The organism is Pseudomonas sp. Irchel s3f19 (genome assembly GCF_900187555.1).
Classification (GTDB): Bacteria; Pseudomonadota; Gammaproteobacteria; order Pseudomonadales; family Pseudomonadaceae; genus Aquipseudomonas; species Aquipseudomonas capeferrum.
Genome location: NZ_FYDW01000004.1, coordinates 297,811 through 317,752 on the forward strand (window position 1 = coordinate 297,811; position 19,942 = coordinate 317,752).

Annotated in this window: 20 protein-coding genes; 14 read left to right on the plus strand and 6 right to left on the minus strand. The window is 63.0% G+C overall.

Annotated elements, in window-relative coordinates:
- The 3 genes from CKW22_RS13285 to CKW22_RS13295 form a co-directional block, all read right to left on the minus strand.
- Positions 1–459 (minus strand): tripartite tricarboxylate transporter TctB family protein, encoded by a 459-nt coding sequence (locus CKW22_RS13285; RefSeq protein WP_033702723.1) that lies wholly within the window; start codon positions 457–459, stop codon positions 1–3.
- Positions 460–608: 149 nt separating this feature from the next.
- Positions 609–1,589 carry a tripartite tricarboxylate transporter substrate binding protein gene (locus CKW22_RS13290; protein ID WP_033702722.1) on the minus strand — a complete coding sequence of 327 codons (981 nt, stop codon included), beginning with the start codon at positions 1,587–1,589 and terminating at the stop codon, positions 609–611.
- Between the two features lie 32 nt (positions 1,590–1,621).
- Positions 1,622–2,911 (minus strand): OprD family porin, encoded by a 1,290-nt coding sequence (locus tag CKW22_RS13295; RefSeq protein WP_047583619.1) that lies wholly within the window; start codon positions 2,909–2,911, stop codon positions 1,622–1,624.
- A 199-nt stretch (positions 2,912–3,110) separates the two neighbouring features.
- Here CKW22_RS13295 and CKW22_RS13300 point away from each other — a divergent pair, with 199 nt between their 5' ends.
- Together CKW22_RS13300 and CKW22_RS13305 are read left to right on the plus strand one after the other, a co-directional pair.
- Positions 3,111–3,782 (plus strand): response regulator, encoded by a 672-nt coding sequence (locus tag CKW22_RS13300; RefSeq protein ID WP_027594137.1) that lies wholly within the window; start codon positions 3,111–3,113, stop codon positions 3,780–3,782.
- Positions 3,775–5,154 carry a sensor histidine kinase gene (locus CKW22_RS13305; RefSeq protein WP_033702720.1) on the plus strand — a complete coding sequence of 460 codons (1,380 nt, stop codon included), beginning with the start codon at positions 3,775–3,777 and terminating at the stop codon, positions 5,152–5,154. Before CKW22_RS13300 ends, CKW22_RS13305 begins: the two co-directional genes overlap by 8 nt.
- A gap of 38 nt (positions 5,155–5,192) precedes the next feature.
- On the opposite strand, the gene CKW22_RS13310 is transcribed toward CKW22_RS13305, so the two are convergent.
- Both CKW22_RS13310 and CKW22_RS13315 read right to left on the minus strand, forming a co-directional pair.
- The gene (locus CKW22_RS13310; RefSeq protein WP_047583620.1) at positions 5,193–5,999 is read right to left on the minus strand and encodes an HDOD domain-containing protein; all 807 of its coding nucleotides are present in this window, start codon (positions 5,997–5,999) and stop codon (positions 5,193–5,195) included.
- Positions 6,000–6,054: 55 nt separating this feature from the next.
- Entirely contained in the window at positions 6,055–6,996 is a 942-nt protein-coding gene (locus tag CKW22_RS13315; protein WP_033702718.1) for a folate-binding protein YgfZ, read from the minus strand.
- A 134-nt stretch (positions 6,997–7,130) separates the two neighbouring features.
- On the opposite strand from CKW22_RS13315, the gene CKW22_RS13320 reads away from it, so the two are divergent.
- Positions 7,131–7,385: a succinate dehydrogenase assembly factor 2 gene (locus tag CKW22_RS13320; RefSeq protein ID WP_027594141.1), complete on the plus strand. Its 255-nt coding sequence runs from the start codon at positions 7,131–7,133 to the stop codon at positions 7,383–7,385.
- On the plus strand, positions 7,369–7,827 hold the full coding sequence (locus tag CKW22_RS13325) for a protein YgfX (RefSeq protein WP_047583622.1): 459 nt from the start codon (positions 7,369–7,371) through the stop codon (positions 7,825–7,827). The genes CKW22_RS13320 and CKW22_RS13325 overlap by 17 nt, the downstream gene beginning before the upstream one ends.
- 56 nt (positions 7,828–7,883) lie before the next feature.
- On the opposite strand, the gene nadB is transcribed toward CKW22_RS13325, so the two are convergent.
- A complete protein-coding gene (gene nadB, locus CKW22_RS13330; RefSeq protein WP_033702716.1) occupies positions 7,884–9,488 on the minus strand; it encodes an L-aspartate oxidase in 1,605 nt (534 codons plus the stop codon).
- A gap of 435 nt (positions 9,489–9,923) precedes the next feature.
- Here nadB and rpoE point away from each other — a divergent pair, with 435 nt between their 5' ends.
- The 10 genes from rpoE (at position 9,924) to pdxJ (ending at position 19,916) form a co-directional block, all read left to right on the plus strand.
- Positions 9,924–10,505, plus strand: a complete 582-nt coding sequence (gene rpoE, locus CKW22_RS13335) for an RNA polymerase sigma factor RpoE (protein ID WP_003252049.1) — start codon at positions 9,924–9,926, stop codon at positions 10,503–10,505.
- A gap of 31 nt (positions 10,506–10,536) precedes the next feature.
- Positions 10,537–11,133 (plus strand): sigma-E factor negative regulatory protein, encoded by a 597-nt coding sequence (locus CKW22_RS13340; RefSeq protein ID WP_047583623.1) that lies wholly within the window; start codon positions 10,537–10,539, stop codon positions 11,131–11,133.
- Between the two features lie 8 nt (positions 11,134–11,141).
- Entirely contained in the window at positions 11,142–12,107 is a 966-nt protein-coding gene (locus CKW22_RS13345; protein ID WP_033702714.1) for a MucB/RseB C-terminal domain-containing protein, read from the plus strand.
- A 208-nt stretch (positions 12,108–12,315) separates the two neighbouring features.
- The gene (locus tag CKW22_RS13350; protein WP_371856416.1) at positions 12,316–13,716 is read left to right on the plus strand and encodes a DegQ family serine endoprotease; all 1,401 of its coding nucleotides are present in this window, start codon (positions 12,316–12,318) and stop codon (positions 13,714–13,716) included.
- Positions 13,717–13,989: 273 nt separating this feature from the next.
- On the plus strand, positions 13,990–15,789 hold the full coding sequence (lepA, locus tag CKW22_RS13355) for a translation elongation factor 4 (protein ID WP_033702712.1): 1,800 nt from the start codon (positions 13,990–13,992) through the stop codon (positions 15,787–15,789).
- A gap of 5 nt (positions 15,790–15,794) precedes the next feature.
- Entirely contained in the window at positions 15,795–16,649 is an 855-nt protein-coding gene (gene lepB / locus CKW22_RS13360) for a signal peptidase I (protein WP_033702711.1), read from the plus strand.
- A 161-nt stretch (positions 16,650–16,810) separates the two neighbouring features.
- Positions 16,811–17,500, plus strand: coding sequence for a ribonuclease III (gene rnc, locus CKW22_RS13365; protein WP_033702710.1), 690 nt, complete (start codon positions 16,811–16,813; stop codon positions 17,498–17,500).
- On the plus strand, positions 17,493–18,395 hold the full coding sequence (gene era, locus CKW22_RS13370; RefSeq protein ID WP_095064220.1) for a GTPase Era: 903 nt from the start codon (positions 17,493–17,495) through the stop codon (positions 18,393–18,395). The genes rnc and era overlap by 8 nt, the downstream gene beginning before the upstream one ends.
- Positions 18,396–18,448: 53 nt before the next feature.
- Complete coding sequence (recO, locus tag CKW22_RS13375) at positions 18,449–19,132, plus strand: DNA repair protein RecO (protein ID WP_033702709.1); 684 nt, start codon at positions 18,449–18,451, stop codon at positions 19,130–19,132.
- 61 nt (positions 19,133–19,193) lie between these two features.
- Positions 19,194–19,916, plus strand: a complete 723-nt coding sequence (pdxJ, locus tag CKW22_RS13380; RefSeq protein WP_156310258.1) for a pyridoxine 5'-phosphate synthase — start codon at positions 19,194–19,196, stop codon at positions 19,914–19,916.
- Positions 19,917–19,942: the final 26 nt, after the last annotated feature.

The following is a 19,942-nucleotide window of genomic DNA, read 5'->3' on the forward strand; positions in this document are numbered from 1 at the left end:
TCAGTTCTCCAGTACGCTCAGCAGGCCAAGGGGCAGGGGCACGTCCATGACGCGGTCGAACAGCCAGTAGAGGAACAGGCTCATGCCGACCACTACGATGGCGCTGTGCAACCAGCGCCCGCCGTACAGCCGGGCCATCGGCAGGCCGACCAGGATCGCGCTGAGGATGAAGCCCAGGGCTTCGAAGGTGGCAGCGAAGACGACCAGCAGGCCGACACAGGCGGCGATCTTGATCAGGGTTTCGCGGTCCAGTTCGGGTTCGTCGTCCTTGCGCACGATCGGCGTGGGGCGGATCACCAGGTACAGCAGGCCCAGGCCCATCAGGCCGAGCATCAACAGCGGGTAGGCGCGCGGGCCAACCGGCTCGTAGGAAAACGCAGCCTGGTACGGCCAGGCCATCACGGCCAGGGCGGCGCAGACGGCCAGCAAGGCCAGGGCGAAGAGACGTTGCAGGATCATCGGGGAATCCTCGTTTTTATTGTGAACAGCGCGGCCCTCGTGGGAGCGGGCTTGCCCCGCGAACACCGGCAAAGCCGGTGCCATGCATCGCGGTGCTGGCTTCGCGGGGCAAGCCCGCTCCCACAAGGGCGGTGACAGGTCGTTAGGCCTTACTGGATCAGGCCGAATTCCTTGGCCAGTGCCTTGTAGTCAGCCACCTGCTTCTTCACATAGCCGTCCAGCTCTTCACCGGTCATGGCGAACGGGAACAGCTCGCGCTGGTCACGCAACGTGGCGAAGTCTTCGGAGGCCAGCATCTTGTCGAACGAGGCTTTCCACCAGGCGTAGTCTTCGTCGCTCACCTTCGGCCCGAGGTAGAAGCCGCGTACTACCGGCCAGACGATGTCGTAGCCCTGCTCCTTGGCGGTGGGGATGTCTTTCATCTCCGGCTCGTCCAGGCGGTTCTCGGAGAACACCGCGAGGATGCGCATGTTGCCGCTCTGGATGTGCGGCATGGAGTCGGAGATGTCGGTGGAGCCCACCTGGATATGCCCGCCCAGCAGCGCGGTGGCAATTTCGCCGCCGCCTTCCAGGGCCACGTAGCGCAGGTCACGCGGGTTGATACCGGCGGCCTTGGCGATCAGTGCGGTCTGCATCCAGTCCTGGCTGCCGACGGTGCCGCCAGAGCCGATCACCACCTTGCCCGGGTCTTTTTTCAGCGCGGCGACCAGGTCGTCGAGGGTTTTGTAGGGCGAATCGCTTTTCACGGCGATGGCCCCGTAGCTGGTGCCGACCGCTGCCAGCCATTTCACCGCGCTCTCGTCGAAGCGGCCGAACTTGCCCTGGGCCAGGTTCAACAGCGAGCCGCTCGACCAGGCCACCAGGGTGCCGGCATCACCTGGGCGCTGGGCCACCACGGCGTTGTAGGCCACAGCCCCGACACCGCCGGGCATGTAGGTGACGCGCATGGGCTTGCTGAGGATTTTCTCCTGCACCAGCGCGCTTTGCACCAGCTTGCAGGTCAGGTCGAAGCCACCACCCGGCGAGGCGGGGGCGATGCATTCGGGGCGTTTCGGTTCGGCGGCGAGGGCATTGCCGGCCAGCAGCAGGCAGCCGGTAGCGAGGACGAGGCGGCGCAGTGAAAAGGTCATCGTCAATCTCCGTGAGCGTTGTTGTTATTGGGTTACCACAGGGCCACGCTGTAGCTCACCAGCAGCCGCACTTCGTCGGCGTCGCGGGCAAAATTCGAGCGGAAGGTGGCATTGCGCAAACGCACGGCGACGTTTTTCAACGGGCCGCTTTGTACCACGTACTTGAACTCGGTGTTGCGCTCCCACTCCTTGCCCTCGCTGCCATCGGCGCGGCTGACGTTGTCGCCGCTGATGTAACGGGTCATGAAGGTCAGGCCGGGGATGCCCAGGGCGGCGAAGTTGTAGTCGTAGCGCATCTGCCAGGAATGCTCGTCGGCCCCGGCGAAATCGTTGATCTGCACGAAGTTGACCAGGTACGGGTCGGCGCCGTCGATGTAGGGGAAGGCGCTGTCACCGGACAGGTGCTGGTAGGCGGCGCTGACCTTGTGCCCGCCCAGGGCGTAGCTGAGCATGCCGTTGACGGTGGTGTTGTCGATATTGCCGGCCTTGGCCTGGCCTTGGTCATCACTCACCGCCAGGCGCAGGTCGGCGCCGAAGGTGCCTGGGCCCCACGGCTGGGTGGCGACCATGCCCAGGAAGTGCTGGCGGTAGATGTCGTCGAGCTGGGCGAAGTGGTAGCTACCAGTAATGCGATCGGTGAACTGGTAATCCAGGCCTGCAAGGTCCAGGTTGTCGGCTGAGAAGGTGCCACCGAAGCGGCCGTTCTTGTTGTTGAGCGCCAGGTCTTCCCAGTTGGTGTCGTTGCGGTCCTTGGCCTTTTCCAGGCGCCCACCGGTGAAGGTCAGGTGGCTGATTTCTTTCGAGGTGAGCAGGCCGCCTTCGAAGGTTTGCGGCAGAATGCGCCCGTCGTTGGGCTGCAGGGTCGGCAGTTCCGGGATCAGCGTGCCGACTTTCAGTTCGGTCTTGGACACCTTGATCTTGCCGGTCAGGCCGAGCTTGGAGTACTCGTCGGCAGCCTTGCCGTCGTCATGGGTCGGCAGCAGGCCGGTGTCGGTGCGGTCGGGGCTGGAGTCGAGCTTGATGCCGAGCATGCCCAGCGCATCCAGGCCAAAGCCCACGGTGCCATCGGTGTAGCCGGACTCGAAGTTGAGGATGAAGCCCTGGGCCCATTCGTCGCGCTTGGATTGCTGCGCGCTGGTGCCGTCGCGAAAGTCGCGGTTGAAGTACATGTTGCGGGTTTCGAAGGTCGCCGTGCTGTCTTCGAAGAAGGCCGCCTGGCTCAGCGGTGCGACACCGGCAAGGGCAACGGCGCTGGCGATGGCGGAGGGGCGTGCGGCAAAGGAACGGGTAGGCGCGAACGCCTGCGGCTGCGATGACAGCATCGAGATGGCTCCGTTTATTGTTCTTATTGGTTGCACCTTGCTGGTGCTTTTTTCGGCGCGCGGGGCGACCGTAGTGCGATGCTAGGTCGCCAACCTTTCGCTAACCTTTCAACGAGAAAGGTTTGTTACAAGGGGCTTCACAGGCGGGTCTACAGCGGTACACTCCGCGCCACCGCCCCACCCGAGCAGGGAGAAACCGATGCGTGTGCTGTTGGTCGAAGACCACCTGCAACTGGCCGAAAGCGTGGCCCAGGCCTTGAAAAGCCACGGCTTGACCGTGGATGTACTGCATGACGGCGTGGCTGCCGACCTGGCCCTGGCCAGTGAGGAATATGCGGTTGCCGTGCTCGATGTCGGCTTGCCGCGCATGGATGGCTTCGAGGTGCTGGCGCGCCTGCGCGGGCGCGGCAAGACCCTGCCGGTGCTGATGCTGACCGCGCGCAGTGACGTCAAGGACCGGGTTCACGGGCTGAACCTGGGCGCTGACGATTACCTCGCCAAGCCCTTCGAACTGACCGAGCTGGAAGCACGGGTCAAGGCCTTGCTGCGCCGTAGCGTGCTCGGTGGCGAGCGCCAGCAGCGCTGCGGGCCGTTGGTGTACGACCTGGACACCCGGCGCTTCAGCCTCGGCGAAGACAACCTGACCCTGACCTCACGTGAGCAGAGCGTGCTTGAAGCGCTGATCGCACGCCCAGGCCGGGTCATGAGCAAGGAGCAACTGGCCGCCCAGGTGTTTGGCCTGGACGAGGAGGCCAGCCCCGATGCCATCGAAATCTATATCCACCGCCTGCGCAAGAAACTCGACGGCCACCCGGTGGCCATCGTGACCTTCCGTGGCCTGGGCTACCTGCTCGAGCATCGCGATGCGTGACAACGGCAGCCTGCGTGGGCGGCTGCTGGGCAACCTGGCACTGCTGCTGGTGGTGCTGATGCTGGCCAGCGGCCTGAGCGCCTACTGGAACGGCCGCGAAGCCGCCGACACGGCGTACGACCGGACCTTGCTGGCCTCGGCGCGGACCATCGCCGCAGGCTTGTCGCAACGCGATGGCTCGTTGAGCGCGGATGTGCCCTACGTGGCCCTGGACACGTTCGCGTACGACAGTGCCGGGCGCATCTACTACCAGGTACTGGACATCAAGCAGCGGTTGATTTCCGGCTACGAGAATTTGCCAGCACCGCCGCCGGGCACGCCGCGCACGGATGACTACCCGGCGCTGGCGCGTTTCTACAATGCGACCTACCTCGGCCAGGACGTGCGTGTGGTCAGCCTGCTCAAGCCGGTCAGCGAGCCGAACATGAACGGCATGGCGGAAATTCGCGTGGCCGAGACCGAGGAGGCGCGCGTGCGCATGGCGCGGGGGTTGATGGCCGACACCCTGCTGCGCCTGGGCATGCTGGCGCTGGGCGCCTTGGTGATGGTGTGGTTTGCCATCAGTGCGGCGCTACGCCCGCTGGAGCGCCTGCGCACCGCCGTGGAAGAGCGTCAGCCCGACGACCTGCGGGCCTTGCCTGTGGTCCAGGTGCAGCGCGAACTTGGCCCGCTGGTGCGTGCCTTGAACCATTTCACCGAGCGCTTGCGCGGCCAGTTCGAACGTCAGGCGCAGTTCATCGCCGACGCCGCCCACGAATTGCGTACCCCCCTGGCGGCGCTCAAGGCACGGGTCGAGTTGGGCTTGCGCGCGTCCGAGCCCGAGCAGTGGCGCCAGACCCTGGAGTCCGCAGCCCAGGGCACCGACCGCCTGACGCACCTGGCCAACCAGTTGTTGTCTCTGGCGCGGGTCGAGAATGGTGCCAGGGCGATTGCCGAAGGTGGCGCGCAGCGCCTGGACCTTAGCCAACTGGCCCGCGAACTGGGCATGGCCATGGCGCCGCTGGCCCACAAACGCGGGGTGGCGCTGGCCCTGGAGGCCGAGGCGCCGGTCTGGCTCAAGGGCGAGCCGACCTTGCTCAACGAGCTGTTGAGCAACCTGGTGGATAACGCCCTGGCGCATACCCCGGCCGGTGGCAACGTGATCTTGCGGGTGGTGGCGCCAGCGGTGCTGGAAGTCGAGGATGATGGCCCGGGTATTCCCGAGGAGGAGCGCGAACGGGTGTTCGAGCGCTTCTACCGCCGCAGTGCCCAGGGCAGTGGGCTTGGGCTGGCCATTGTCGGCGAGATCTGCCGCGCGCACTTGGCGCAGATCAGCCTGCACGATGGGCAAAAGGGCGGCTTGCGGGTGCGCGTGAGCTTTATCGCCGATTGAGTCTGCAACCGCTGGGCCTCAAGGAGGCCCCGGCGCCATCAGCGCAACAGGCTCCGCGCCTCAAGCAACTCTTCCACCTCAAGCTCGGTGCCGAACGGCAGCCCCAGGTGGCGGTACGCTGGCAGTGCCGCCAACGGCCGGCTGCGCCCCCGCTGGCTGATGCAACGGGCGATCTGCACGACGTCGATGTAATCGACCTTGTCGGTCTGCCGGTCAAGGTCCTGAACCTGGCTTGGCAGGTTGACCAACTGCTCGGGAAACTCCCATGCCTTGAGGATCTTGTCGCCCAGCGCCGGCTGGATCTGCTCGATCACGTAATGCAGGCAGACCGGGTCGGAGAGCAGCTCGTTGTGTTCCTCGGCGTAAATCAGTACCGGCAGCGCACCGATCTGGTTGACCAGCCCGCCGAGGGTGGCCTGGTCTGGTTTCAGGTGGGTGTAGCGGCGGCTTATTTCATAGCTGATACCTGCAACTTCCAGGCTGTTTGCCCAGATATCGCGCAGTTTTTGCTCAACGGCTGGCGAGCGGGCATGGAAGATCTGCTCGATCACCAGGCCGATGGCCAGGTTGCAGCTGTAGTTGATGCCCAGGCGGGTGATTGCAGTGTGCAGGTCGGTGACCTCTACCGCGGCACGCAGCAGTGGGCTGTTGACCACTTTGATCAGCCGCGCCGAGAGGGCTGCGTCGCGGCCGATCACCTTGCTCAAGGCCGACACACTGATCTCGCTGTCCTCGGCCGCCTCGCGGATGCTCAAGGCAACCTCGGGGAGGGTGGGCAGGACCAGGTCATCCTTTTCGATGGCCTCAAGCAGTTGTGCTTGAACCATCTCGGCCAGCTTGTTCATGGACTTCTCTACCGCAGTGGTGGTGCGGCCCCGTCACGCGGACGGGGCAGGCTGGTCAGCGCTGGATTTCCCGGTCGCGGTCCAGTTCGTAGGGCAGACTCAGCACGTGCAGGCGTGGCCCTTCCAGGCTGCCCAGGTGCAGGTTGTCATCGTTCACCGCATCGGCGCTGAGCACCGCGAGCAACTCACAACCTACACCGGTGCTGGCAGCAATCACCACTTCACCGACCGACGAGCCATGGGTTGGCGAGAAGATCTCGGCACCGGGCGCGGGGATGGCCTGCTGGTCGAGCGCCAGGCGGTACTGACGGCGCTTGAGCTTGCCCAGGTACTGCATGCGGGCGACGATTTCCTGGCCGGTGTAGCAGCCCTTCTTGAAGCTGACACCGTCGACGGCCTGCAGGTTGATCATCTGCGGGATGAACAGTTCACGGGTAGGGCCCATGACCTGGCCGATGCCGGCGCGAACCTGGCCCAGCAGCCAATCATTGAGGCTGCCTTCGGGCAAGCTGGCGGCAAGTGTTGCGGACACTGCGCTGGATTGCTCGGCCGGTGCCCACAGTTCAACCCGGCCCGCCGACACGGCAATGGCGATCAGGCCCGCGTGGCGCACGGTTGCGCCCGCCTCGGTGGGTGGCGTCACACCCAGTGCCAGCAGCGCTGCATCGCCGCCCTGCAGGCCAAAGCGTGCCCAGGCGGCGCTTTCGTCGCTGAGGGTGGCTTTGGAGAACACGGCATACTTCTTCAGGTCGGCCAACTGCGCGTCGAGCAGTTCGCTGGCCATGGCCAGCAGGTAGCCGTTGCCTTCCGGCACGATGCGAAAACTCGACTGCATGCGCCCCTTGACCATGCAGCGGGCGCCGAGGCTGGCATGTTCCTGGCTGAGGTAGTTGATGTTGCAGGTCAGCTGGCCCTGCAGGAACTTGCCTGCGTCGGAGCCGCGGACGGCGAGGATGCCCTCGTGGGACAGAGGGCTGAAGAAAGCGGAATCGGCCATGGGTCATCGCGGTGGCTTAAAGACTGGCGGCCATCATAGAACGCCAGTAACAAAATAGGTAGGTGACTAGACCAACGCCCTGTGCCGCTTCGCTCGCCTGGCTGTATACTGGCGGGCCATTCGAGGAGGGCCCCATGGTCGAACAAACTGAACTCAACCGGCTTTTCTGGCACAGCCGTCGCGGCATGCTGGAACTGGACGTACTGCTGGTGCCTTTCACCCAGGAAGTCTACGCCACCCTCAACGAAGCCGACCGTGAGCTCTATGTGCGCCTGTTGAGCTGCGAGGATCAGGACATGTTCGGCTGGTTCATGGAGCGCACCGAGTCTGAAGACCCGGAGTTGCAGCGCATGGTCCGCATCATCCTGGACCGTGTCCAGCCCAAGTGAGTTTTTCCAGAGCCGTTGGCAGGGCTCGCGCCTGCTGCTGACGGCCTACCTGAGTTGCCAGGTGCTGGCGCTGCTTACCGTGTGGGTGAGTGCGTTGCCCTGGTGGCTGTCCCTTGCTGTTGCTGCCGCCTGCATTGCCCACGCCAGTTGGGCCATCCCCCGACGTATTCTGTTGACGCATGATCATGCCGTTGTGGGCGTGCGCCGTGATGCGCGTGGCTGGCAGGTACTGAGCCGTGCCCGAGGCTGGCAGCCGGTGCGCTTGTGCCGCGATAGCGTGGCGGTGCCGGGGCTGGTGGTGCTGCGCTTTGTGCGGGAGGGGGGCTGGTTGGGGGAAAGTCAATGCATACCGCCGGATGCGCTGGGGGCTGATGAGCACCGGCGGTTGCGGGTACGGCTGAAATTCAGCCGGCGCAGGTGGGGGCAGGCAAGCCAGGTATAGATCGAAACGACGCAGGCCTTTTCGCAGGGTTACCCGCGAAAAGGCCGGCATGGTTTTCAGAACGGGCTGAGGATGGTGTCCTTCGCCTCGTCCAGCATCCCTGGATAATCCAGCGTGTAATGCAAACCACGGCTTTCCTTGCGCTGCATCGCCGAACGAATCATCAGCTCCGCCACCTGGGCCAGGTTGCGCAACTCGATCAGGTCGCGGCTGACCTTGTAGTTGCTGTAGAACTCGTCGATTTCATCAAGCAGCAGGCGGACGCGGTGTTCGGCACGCTGCAGGCGTTTGCTGGTGCGCACGATGCCGACATAGTCCCACATGAAGCGGCGCAGCTCGTCCCAGTTGTGCGCGATGATCACGTCCTCGTCCGAGTCGGTGACCTGGCTTGCATCCCAGCCGGGCAGGGCTTTGGGCATTTCGATCTGGTCCAGGTGCGCCTGGATGTCTGCGGCAGCCGCGCGGCCGTAGACGAAGCACTCGAGCAGCGAATTGCTGGCCATCCGGTTGGCGCCATGCAAACCGGTGAAGCTGGTCTCGCCGATGGCATACAGCCCCGGCACGTCGGTATGGCCGCGGTCGTCGACCACCACCCCGCCGCACGTATAGTGGGCCGCCGGTACCACAGGGATCGGCTGTCGGGTGATGTCGATGCCGAACGTCAGGCAGCGCTCGTACACGGTGGGGAAGTGGCCCTTGATGAACTCGGCCGGCTTGTGGGTGATGTCCAGGTACACGCAGTCCACGCCCAGGCGCTTCATCTCGTGGTCGATGGCGCGGGCCACGATGTCGCGGGGGGCCAGTTCTTCGCGTGGGTCGAAACGCGGCATGAACCGCTCGCCGTTGGGCAGGCGCAACAGGGCGCCTTCGCCGCGCAGGGCTTCGGTGACCAAAAAACTCTTGGCCTGGGGGTGGTACAGGCAGGTCGGATGGAACTGGTTGAATTCAAGGTTGGCCACCCGGCAGCCGGCCCGCCAGGCCATGGCGATACCGTCGCCGCAGGCGCCGTCCGGGTTGCTGGTATACAGGTAGACCTTGGCCGCGCCACCGGTGGCCAGCACGGTGAAGCGCGCACCAAAGGTGTCCACTTCGCCGCTGTTGCGGTTAAGCACATACGCACCCAGGCAGCGCTCGCCGGGCAGGCCCAGGCGGCGCTCGGTAATCAGGTCGACCGCCACGCGCTGCTCCAGCAACTCGATATTCGGGCGTTTTCGGGCCTGGGCCAGCAGGGTGGTGAAGATCGCGGCGCCGGTGGCATCGGCGGCGTGGATGATGCGCCGATGACTGTGGCCGCCTTCGCGGGTCAGGTGGAACTCGAAGCCCCCATCGTCGACGCCGTGCTGCTCGTCCCGGGTAAAGGGCACGCCTTGCTCGATCAGCCATTGGATGGCTTCGCGGCTGTGCTCGACGGTGAAGCGCACAGCGTCTTCATGGCACAGACCGCCGCCGGCATTGAGGGTATCCTCGACATGCGACTGGACGGTGTCGGTGTCGTCCAGCACCGCGGCGACGCCACCTTGGGCCCAGAACGTCGAGCCATTTGACAGGTCGCCCTTGCTGAGCACGGCGACGCGCAGGTGGCTGGGAAGGTTCAGTGCCAGGCTGAGACCGGCGGCACCGCTGCCGATCACCAGGACATCATGTTGGAATTGTTGGCTCATGTCGGGACACTAGTAATCTACGGAAGGGGCGCGGCACAATAGTCACGCGCCGATGGCATTGTGAAACTATCGTTAAACCAGGCCGGGTTGCCTTTATAGCAGCCCCGGGTGGCCAATTTCCATGCCACTTGCCAGCTTGCGGTAACCTTTGTGGGAACTTTCCGACATGGCCGGAAATCCTATGAAGGCTGCCCGCACGCCACATATTGCCGCGGCGACGCAGGGCGGCAGCTCTATTCGGGCTGACACCTGCGTATTCGAAACCTGATTATCGACGTTGCCGGCCGTGTCCGCGCCGCGTCTTCCGTGCGAGCCGACCAAGGGCTGCAGGAAACTTGCTTGGAGGGGAGAACTTTTGCGCAAAGCCCGAGTCTATGTTTGCAAGCCTGAACGATGGCTGTTGCAACGCTCCTTCGAGTTCACTGAGGAGTGTTCATGCTAACCCAGGAAGAGGATCAGCAGCTTGTCGAGCGCGTACAGCGTGGAGACAGGCGAGCGTTCGATCTGTTGGTGCTGAAGTATCAGCACAAGATTCTCGGGTTGATCGTGCGGTTCGTTCACGATACCCACGAGGCCCAGGATGTAGCGCAGGAAGCCTTTATCAAGGCCTACCGTGCGCTTGGCAATTTCCGCGGAGACAGTGCGTTTTATACCTGGCTGTACCGCATCGCCATCAACACGGCGAAGAACTATCTGGTGTCCCGTGGAAGACGGCCACCAGACAGCGATGTCAGCTCCGAGGATGCGGAGTTTTACGACGGCGATCATGGTCTCAAGGATCTCGAGTCCCCAGAGCGCTCGTTGTTGCGGGATGAAATCGAAGGCACTGTCCATCGCACCATCCAGCAGCTGCCCGAAGACCTGCGCACGGCCTTGACCCTGCGTGAGTTCGACGGACTGAGTTACGAAGACATTGCCAGTGTCATGCAATGTCCGGTGGGTACCGTGCGCTCTCGAATCTTCCGCGCTCGGGAGGCCATAGATAAAGCCCTGCAGCCGTTGTTGCAGGAAACCTGAGACAGCGGCTACAGCCAAGAGAGGAACCGCCATGAGTCGTGAAGCGTTGCAGGAATCGCTGTCCGCGGTAATGGATAACGAAGCGGACGAACTGGAATTACGTCGGGTACTGAGTGCCGTCGACGATGCCGAAACCCGTGCCACCTGGTCGCGTTACCAGGTAGCCCGCGCAGCGATGCACAAGGAACTGCTGCTGCCAAACCTCGATATCGCCTCGGCGGTGTCTGCAGCATTGGCCGACGAAGCGGTACCGGCCAAGGTCAAGAAAGGCCCATTGCGCAGCATCGGCCGCTTGGCAGTTGCTGCCTCGGTGACGATCGCAGTGCTGGCGGGTGTACGCATGTACAACCAGGATGAGATCACCGGTGCCGAGCTGGCTTCCCAGCAACCTGCACAGCAGGGGCTGAGCGTGCCACAAGCTCAGGGCCCGGCTGTATTGGCAGGCTATAGTGAAAGCAGTGAGCAACCGACCGGGCCGATGGCCAACGGTGTGCTGCAGAACCAGGCTGGCTGGGATCAGCGTCTGCCAGGCTACCTGCGCCAGCATGCCCAGGAATCTGCGCTCAAGGGCAATGAAACGGCTCTGCCTTATGCCCGCGCCGCCAGCCTGGATAACCCCGTTAAGTAAGGAGGATCATGCGCGCGCTACCTCTCTTGTCGCTGCTGATAGGCAGTTGCATGACGGTGCCAGCGTTGGCGGCCAACTCTTCGCCCGAGGCGAGTGAGTGGCTGAACAAGCTGGCACAGGCCGAGCAAAAGCAGAGCTACCAAGGCTCTTTCATCTACGAACGCAACGGCAGCTTTTCTTCCCACGATATCTGGCACAAGGTTCAGGACGGCAAGGTCAGCGAGCGGCTTCTGCAGCTCGACGGCGCCGCCCAGGAAATCGTGCGCGTGGACGGCAAGGTGGCGTGCGTCAGTGGTGCCTTGGTCAGCGGCGTGAAGACGCCGCCCGATGCCGCGCCGCGTGTGCTCGATCCACTCAAGTTGATGGGCTGGTACGACCTGAGTTTGGCGGGCAAGTCTCGTGTCGCCGGGCGCGATGCGGTGATCGTTACGCTCACCCCGCGCGACCAGCACCGTTACGCTTTCGAATTGCATCTGGACCGCCGTACCGGTTTGCCGCTGCGCTCGTTGATGCTCAACGACAAAGGGCAGTTGCTCGAGCGCTTCCAGATGACCCGCCTGGATACCGATGACCTGCCTACCGACGAAGACTTGCGCGCCAGTGCCGCCTGCAAGCCGGTGGAGCATCGCGCCACTACGACGCAAGAAGCGGTCTCTGGCTGGCGTTCGGACTGGCTGCCGCCGGGTTTCGAGTTGGTCAACAGCTCGGTACGCCGCGACGCGGCTCGCAACAGTTCGGTCACCAGCTTGATGTATGACGATGGCCTGGCTCGCGTATCGGTATTCGTCGAACCGGTCAACGACAACTCAGGCATCGACACGCGCGTTCAGTTGGGCCCGACCGTAGCGGTATCGCGCCGTCTCAATACCCCAAAAGGCAAGGTCCTGGTCACCGTGGTCGGTGAAATACCCTTGGGTACCGCAGAGCGCATTGCGCTGTCGATGCGGGCTCAGGATGCCCAGGCGCGGCAATGATGGCGTGCTTTTTCAGGCGGGTTACGGCGTGAGAGACCTGCCTCTGAAATGAAATTTAAGCATTGTCATTTGCATTCTTTCGGTAAATTTTCTATAGGTCAGGCTTCTTGGAGCCTGGCCTTTCCTGCTTGTGCAGGGGCCTTACGCTAACCACGCTCGTTGTGACGGGAGCCGTATGTCAATAACACGCTTGAAACCCTACCTATCGATGTTCGCCGCCGTGCTGATGCTCGGCCAGGTGCTCACCGCCCAGGCCGAGGAAGCCCTGCCGGACTTCACCACGCTGGTCGAGCAAGCCTCGCCGGCCGTGGTCAATATCAGTACCAAGCAGAAGCTGCCGGACCGCCGCATCGCCGCAGGGCAGATGCCGGACCTCGAAGGCTTGCCGCCGATGTTTCGTGAGTTCTTCGAGCGCAACATGCCGCAGCAACCCCGCTCGCCGCGTGGTGATCGCCAGCGCGAAGCGCAGTCGCTGGGCTCGGGCTTCATCATTTCCAGCGATGGCTACGTACTGACCAACAACCATGTGGTGGCCGATGCCGACGAGATCATCGTCCGCCTGTCGGACCGCAGCGAACTGCAGGCCAAGCTGGTCGGCACCGACCCGCGCACCGACGTGGCGCTGCTCAAGGTCGAAGGCAAGAACCTGCCGACCGTCAAGCTGGGTGACTCCGAGAAGCTCAAGGTAGGCGAGTGGGTACTGGCCATCGGTTCGCCGTTTGGCTTCGACCACTCGGTGACCAAAGGCATCGTCAGCGCCAAGGGGCGTACGTTGCCAAACGATACCTATGTGCCGTTCATCCAGACTGACGTGGCCATCAACCCGGGTAACTCCGGTGGCCCGCTGTTCAACATGAATGGCGAGGTCGTGGGTATCAACTCGCAGATCTTCACCCGCTCTGGCGGTTTCATGGGCCTGTCGTTTGCTATCCCGATCGATGTGGCCATCGACGTGTCCAACCAGCTGAAAAAAGACGGCAAGGTCAGCCGTGGCTGGCTGGGCGTGGTCATTCAGGAGGTCAACAAGGACCTGGCTGAATCCTTTGGCCTCGACAAGCCGGCCGGTGCCCTGGTAGCCCAGGTGCTGGAAGACGGCCCGGCAGCCAAGGGTGGCCTGCAGGTGGGTGATGTGATTCTGAGCATGAACGGCCAGCCGATCGTCATGTCGGCCGACCTGCCGCACCTGGTCGGCAGCCTCAAGGATGGTGACAAGGCCAAGCTCGAGATTATCCGTAACGGCAAGCGTCAGAACCTGGACGTCAGCGTCGGCGCACTGCCGGACGATGACGCCGACATCGGTACAGGCGCTGAAGGCAGTGCCGAGCGCAGCAGCAACCGTCTGGGTGTTTCCGTTGCCGATCTGAGCGCCGAGCAGAAGAAAGCTCTGGAACTCAAGGGCGGCGTGGTGATCAAGGAAGTTCAGGATGGCCCGGCAGCGTTGATCGGCCTGCGCCCGGGTGACGTCATCAGCCACCTGAACAACCAGGCAATCGGCTCGGCCAAGGAATTCACCGAGATTGCCAAGGACCTGCCGAAGAACCGTTCGGTGTCCATGCGCGTGCTGCGTCAGGGGCGTGCAAGCTTCATTACCTTCAAGCTGGCTGAATAAGCTGGTCATCGGGTAGGAAAAGGGCAGCCATGGCTGCCCTTTTTCATGAAAATAGACATCGGTCATGTGCTGTACCTACCGCCGGCAAGCCGGCCTTCACCGGTACTACGCCGGTTTCAGGCGTGTTGCTGTCGCTATGGGTGCCGGCTTGCCGGCGACAGGGCCCATACAGACAGCCGATCAGGAATCTCCCATATCCCTGCTGCTTGAGGTACAATTCCCGGCTATTTTTCGGCGGGCGTCCCGGCTCGCAGCCTTTTCGAGTGTTGACCCGTGAGTGATTTGAGTCATATCCGCAATTTCTCCATCATCGCCCACATCGACCATGGCAAGTCGACGCTGGCCGACCGTTTCATTCAGATGTGCGGTGGCCTGTCTGCGCGCGAAATGGAAGCTCAAGTCCTTGACTCCATGGACCTGGAGCGCGAACGCGGGATCACCATCAAGGCCCACAGCGTCACGCTTCACTACAAGGCGCAAGACGGCAAGACCTACCAGCTGAACTTCATCGACACCCCCGGCCACGTCGACTTCACCTATGAAGTCTCGCGCTCGCTGGCCGCCTGTGAAGGCGCGCTGCTGGTGGTGGACGCCGGCCAGGGCGTCGAAGCCCAGTCCGTGGCCAACTGCTACACCGCCATCGAGCAAGGCCTCGAGGTCATGCCGGTGTTGAACAAGATGGACCTGCCCCAGGCTGACCCGGACCGCGTCAAGGACGAGATCGAGAAGATCATCGGCATCGACGCTACCGACGCCGTGGCCTGCAGTGCCAAGAGCGGCATGGGCGTCGACGAGGTACTCGAGCGCCTGGTGCACACCATCCCCGCGCCTGTTGGCGAGATCGACGCGCCGCTGCAGGCGCTGATCATCGACTCCTGGTTCGACAACTACCTGGGCGTGGTCTCGCTTGTGCGCGTGCGCCAGGGCCGGGTCAAGAAGGGCGACAAGATCCTGGTCAAGTCCACCGGCAAGGTGCACCTGGTCGACAGCGTCGGCGTCTTTACCCCGAAACACACCCAGACCGCCGACCTCAAGGCCGGTGAAGTGGGCTTCATCATCGCCAGCATCAAAGACATTCACGGTGCACCGGTCGGTGACACCCTGACCCTGTCCTCGACCCCGGAAGTCGAAGTGCTCGCAGGCTTCAAGAAGATCCAGCCACAGGTCTATGCCGGCCTGTTCCCGGTCAGCTCCGAGGATTTCGAAGACTTCCGTGACGCCCTGCAAAAGCTGACCCTCAACGATTCGTCGTTGCAGTACATGCCGGAAAGCTCCGACGCCCTGGGCTTCGGTTTCCGCTGCGGCTTCCTGGGCATGCTGCACATGGAGATCATCCAGGAGCGCCTGGAGCGCGAGTACGACCTGGACCTGATCACCACCGCTCCTAGCGTGATCTACGAGCTCGAACTCAAGACCGGCGAAACCATCATCGTCGACAACCCGTCGAAGCTGCCGGACGTCTCGGCTGTCACCGACTTCCGCGAGCCGATCGTCACCGCGACCATCCTGGTGCCGCAGGAGCACCTGGGCAACGTCATCACCCTGTGCATCGAGAAGCGTGGCGTACAGCGCGACATGCAGTTCCTTGGCAGCCAGGTGCAGGTGCGTTACGACATGCCGATGAACGAGGTGGTGCTGGACTTCTTCGACCGCCTCAAGTCGACCAGTCGCGGATACGCTTCGCTGGACTATCATTTCGATCGCTACCAGTCGGCCAACCTGGTCAAGCTGGATGTACTGATCAACGGCGACAAGGTCGATGCCCTGGCCCTGATCGTGCACCGCGACAACGCGGCCTACAAAGGCCGTGCGTTGACCGAGAAGATGAAGGAACTGATCCCTCGGCAGATGTTCGATGTGGCGATCCAGGCAGCCATTGGCGGCCAGATCATCGCGCGGACAACCGTCAAGGCGCTCAGAAAGAACGTACTGGCCAAGTGCTACGGTGGTGACGTCAGCCGTAAGAAGAAACTGCTGGAGAAGCAGAAGGCCGGTAAGAAACGCATGAAGCAGGTTGGTAACGTGGAAATTCCACAAGAAGCCTTCCTCGCCGTGCTCAGGTTGGATAGCTAGGTCCTATGTCGCTAAATTTCCCGCTGTTGCTAGTCATCGCCGTAGCCGTCTGCGGCCTGTTGGGCTTGATCGACCTGCTGTTCCTGGCCCCGCGCCGGCGAACGGCAATCGCCAACTATCAGGGTAGCGTCAGCCAGCCCGAGATGGCGGTGGTCGAGCGCCTGAACAAGGAGCCGCTGCTGGTCGAGTACGGCAAGTCGTTCTTCCCGGTGCTGTTCATCGTGCTGGTGCTGCGCTCGTTTCTGGTCGAGCCGTTCCAGATCCCTTCGGGGTCGATGAAACCGACCCTGGAAGTGGGCGACTTCATCTTGGTGAACAAGTTCTCCTATGGCATTCGCCTGCCGGTGATCGACAAGAAGGTCATCGAGGTGGGTGACCCGCAACGCGGTGATGTGATGGTGTTCCGCTACCCGAGCGACCCCAACGTCAACTACATCAAGCGTGTGGTCGGCCTGCCGGGCGACCAGATCCGCTACACCAATGACAAGCGGTTGTACGTCAATGGTCAGCCGATTGCCGAGCAACTGGTGGGCACCGAGCCAGGCACCTTGGGCAGCGCCGAGCTGTACAAGGAGAAGCTGGGCGAGGCCGAGCACCTGATCCGCAAGGAGATGAGCCGTTATCGCATGCCGCCGGACCAGCAATGGACCGTACCGGCCGGCCACTACTTCATGATGGGCGACAACCGCGACAACTCCAACGATAGCCGCTACTGGGATGATCCGAACATTCCCAAGGAACTGCACGGCATGGTTCCGGACCGGAACATTGTCGGCAAGGCCTTCGCGGTCTGGATGAGCTGGCCAGAGCCCAAGCTCAGCCACCTGCCTAACCTGTCGCGGGTCGGCCTGATCCATTGATACCCTTCGGCGCTGTCCAGCAGACAGCGCCGAATGCATTTCTGACATAGGCTGTGTTCTCAGGGATCGAGAGATTCGTCGTGTGCAGCGGCGGACCACAGCCAAACAGTCTTTCAGGATGTTGATTTGAACAACGCGTTGAACAACCAACGGGTGGCCGCATGACTGCTTCCCTTGCCACTCTGGAGCGAAAGCTCGGATACACTTTCAAGGATCAGGACCAGATGCTTCTGGCCCTGACCCATCGCAGCTACGCCGGGCGCAATAACGAGCGCCTGGAGTTTCTTGGCGACGCCATTCTCAACTTCGTGGCGGGCGAGGCGCTGTTCGAGCGCTTTCCGCAGGCCCGCGAAGGCCAGCTGTCGCGCTTGCGTGCCCGCCTGGTCAAGGGTGAAACCCTGGCCCGTCTGGCCCGGGGTTTTGACTTGGGTGAATACCTGCGTCTGGGTTCTGGTGAGCTTAAAAGCGGCGGTTTCCGCCGTGAATCGATCCTGGCCGATGCCCTGGAGGCGCTGATTGGCGCCATCTACCTGGACGCGGACATGCAGACCGCTCGTGAGCGTGTGCTGGCCTGGCTGGCCGATGAGTTCGAAAGCCTGACCCTGGTCGACACCAACAAGGACCCCAAGACCCGCCTGCAAGAGTTTCTGCAGTCGCGCAGCTGTGAGCTGCCGCGTTACGAGGTGGTGGACATCCAAGGCGAACCGCACTGCCGCACCTTCTTCGTCGAATGCGAAGTGGTTCTGCTGAACAACAAGAGCCGTGGTCAGGGTGTAAGCCGGCGTATCGCCGAGCAAGTCGCCGCCGCGGCTGCACTGATCGCCTTGGGCGTGGAGAATGGCAATGACTGATAGCAATCCGACCCGCTGCGGCTACGTGGCCATTGTCGGCCGCCCCAACGTGGGCAAGTCGACCTTGCTCAACCACATCCTCGGCCAGAAGCTGGCGATCACCTCGCGCAAGCCGCAGACCACCCGCCACAACATGCTCGGCATCAAGACCGAAGGTGATGTGCAGGCGATCTACGTCGATACGCCGGGTATGCACAAGGCCAACGACAAGGCCCTGAACCGTTACATGAACCGTAACGCTTCGGCTGCCTTGAAAGACGTCGATGTGGTGATCTTCGTGGTCGACCGCACCCGCTGGACCGACGAGGACCAGTTGGTGCTCGAGCGCGTGCAGTACGTCAGTGGCCCGGTCATCCTGGCGGTCAACAAGACCGATCGTCTGGAAGAAAAAGCCGATCTGATCCCGCACCTGCAATGGCTCCAGGAGCAACTGCCGAACGCGGAAGTGGTGCCGATCTCCGCCCAGCAGGGGCATAACCTCGAGGCACTGGAAGGGCTGATCGCCAAGCACCTGCCAGAGAACGAGCATTTCTTCCCGGAAGACCAGATCACCGACCGCAGCAGCCGTTTCCTGGCGGCCGAGCTGGTGCGCGAGAAGATCATGCGTCAGTTGGGTGCGGAGCTGCCGTACCAGATCACCGTAGAGATCGAAGAGTTCAAGCAGCAGGGGCATGTGTTGCACATCCATGCGCTGATCCTGGTCGAACGTGATGGCCAGAAGAAGATCATCATCGGTGACAAGGGCGAGCGTATCAAACGCATTGGTTCCGATGCGCGCAAAGATATGGAAGTGCTGTTCGACGCCAAGGTCATGCTCAACCTCTGGGTCAAGGTCAAGGGCGGCTGGTCCGACGATGAGCGCGCCCTGCGCTCGCTGGGCTACGGCGACCTGTAACCCCTCCAGCGGCCCGGATCTCTCCGGGCCGCTCTGCTTTCGGGCCACTCCCCATGGAACAACCAGTCGGCCAGCCGGCCTATGTGCTGCACAGTCGTGCCTACAAGGAAACCAGCGCACTGGTGGACTTCCTCACGCCGCAAGGTCGAGTGCGGGCCGTGCTGCGCCGGGCGCGCGGCAAAGGGGGCAGCCTGGTACGGCCGTTCGTGCCGCTGGAGGTGGAGCTGCGCGGGCGCGGTGAGCTGAAGAATGTCGGCCGCCTGGATGCCCTCGGTATCGCCGCCTGGCTGCATGGCGATGCACTGTTCAGCGGGCTGTACCTCAACGAGCTGCTCATGCGTTTGCTCCCGGCCGAAGCCCCACACCCGGCGCTGTTCGAACACTACACCCTGACCTTGCAGGCCTTGGCCGCCGGGCGCCCACTGGAGCCGCTGCTGCGTTCCTTCGAATGGCGCCTGCTGGACGAACTCGGCTATGCGTTTTCGTTGCAGCATGACGTCAACGGGACGCCGATCGATGCCGCTGGCCGTTATCGTTTGCGCGTGGATGCCGGGCTTGAGCGGGTCGAGTTAGTGCAGCCAGGCCTGTTCCAGGGTACCGAGCTGCTGGCCCTGGCTGAAGCAGACTGGGAAGCCCCAGGTGCCTTGCTTGCTGCCAAACGGCTGATGCGCCAGGCACTGGCTGTTCACCTGGGCCCTAAACCCCTGGTCAGTCGGGAACTGTTTCGCAAGCGCTGATCCCGTCGTATGCTGTGTGGCTAAATCTTCAGGAGAGCCTTTCGTGACTCACAGCAACCGCATGCTTCTCGGCGTAAACATCGACCACGTGGCGACGCTGCGCCAGGCCCGGGGCACGCGTTACCCTGACCCGGTCAAGGCTGCCCTGGACGCCGAAGAGGCGGGTGCCGACGGCATCACCGTGCACCTGCGCGAAGACCGCCGGCACATTCAGGAACGCGACGTGGTGGTGCTCAAGGATGTGCTGCAGACGCGCATGAACTTCGAGATGGGCGTTACCGAAGAGATGATGGCATTCGCCGAGAAGATTCGCCCGGCACACATCTGCCTGGTGCCCGAGACCCGTCAGGAGCTGACCACCGAAGGCGGCCTGGACGTGGCGGGGCAGGAGGCGCGGATCAAGGCTGCCGTCGAGCGCCTGGCGCGCACCGGTGCCGAAGTGTCGCTGTTCATCGACGCCGACGAGCGCCAGATCGAAGCTTCGCGCCGCGTGGGCGCCCCGGCCATCGAACTGCATACTGGCCGTTACGCCGATGCCCAGACGCCGACCGAAGTGGCCGAAGAGCTCAAGCGCATCGCTGACGGTGTGGCCTTTGGCGTGGCCCAGGGGCTGATCGTCAATGCCGGCCACGGCCTGCATTATCACAACGTCGAGGCGGTTGCGGCGATCAAGGGCATCAATGAGCTGAACATCGGCCATGCGTTGGTGGCCCATGCGCTGTTCGTCGGCTTCAAGGCGGCGGTGGCGGAGATGAAGGCGTTGATCGTGGCGGCGTCGCGCTGATCATAGGGCCTTTGTACGCGCGGTCT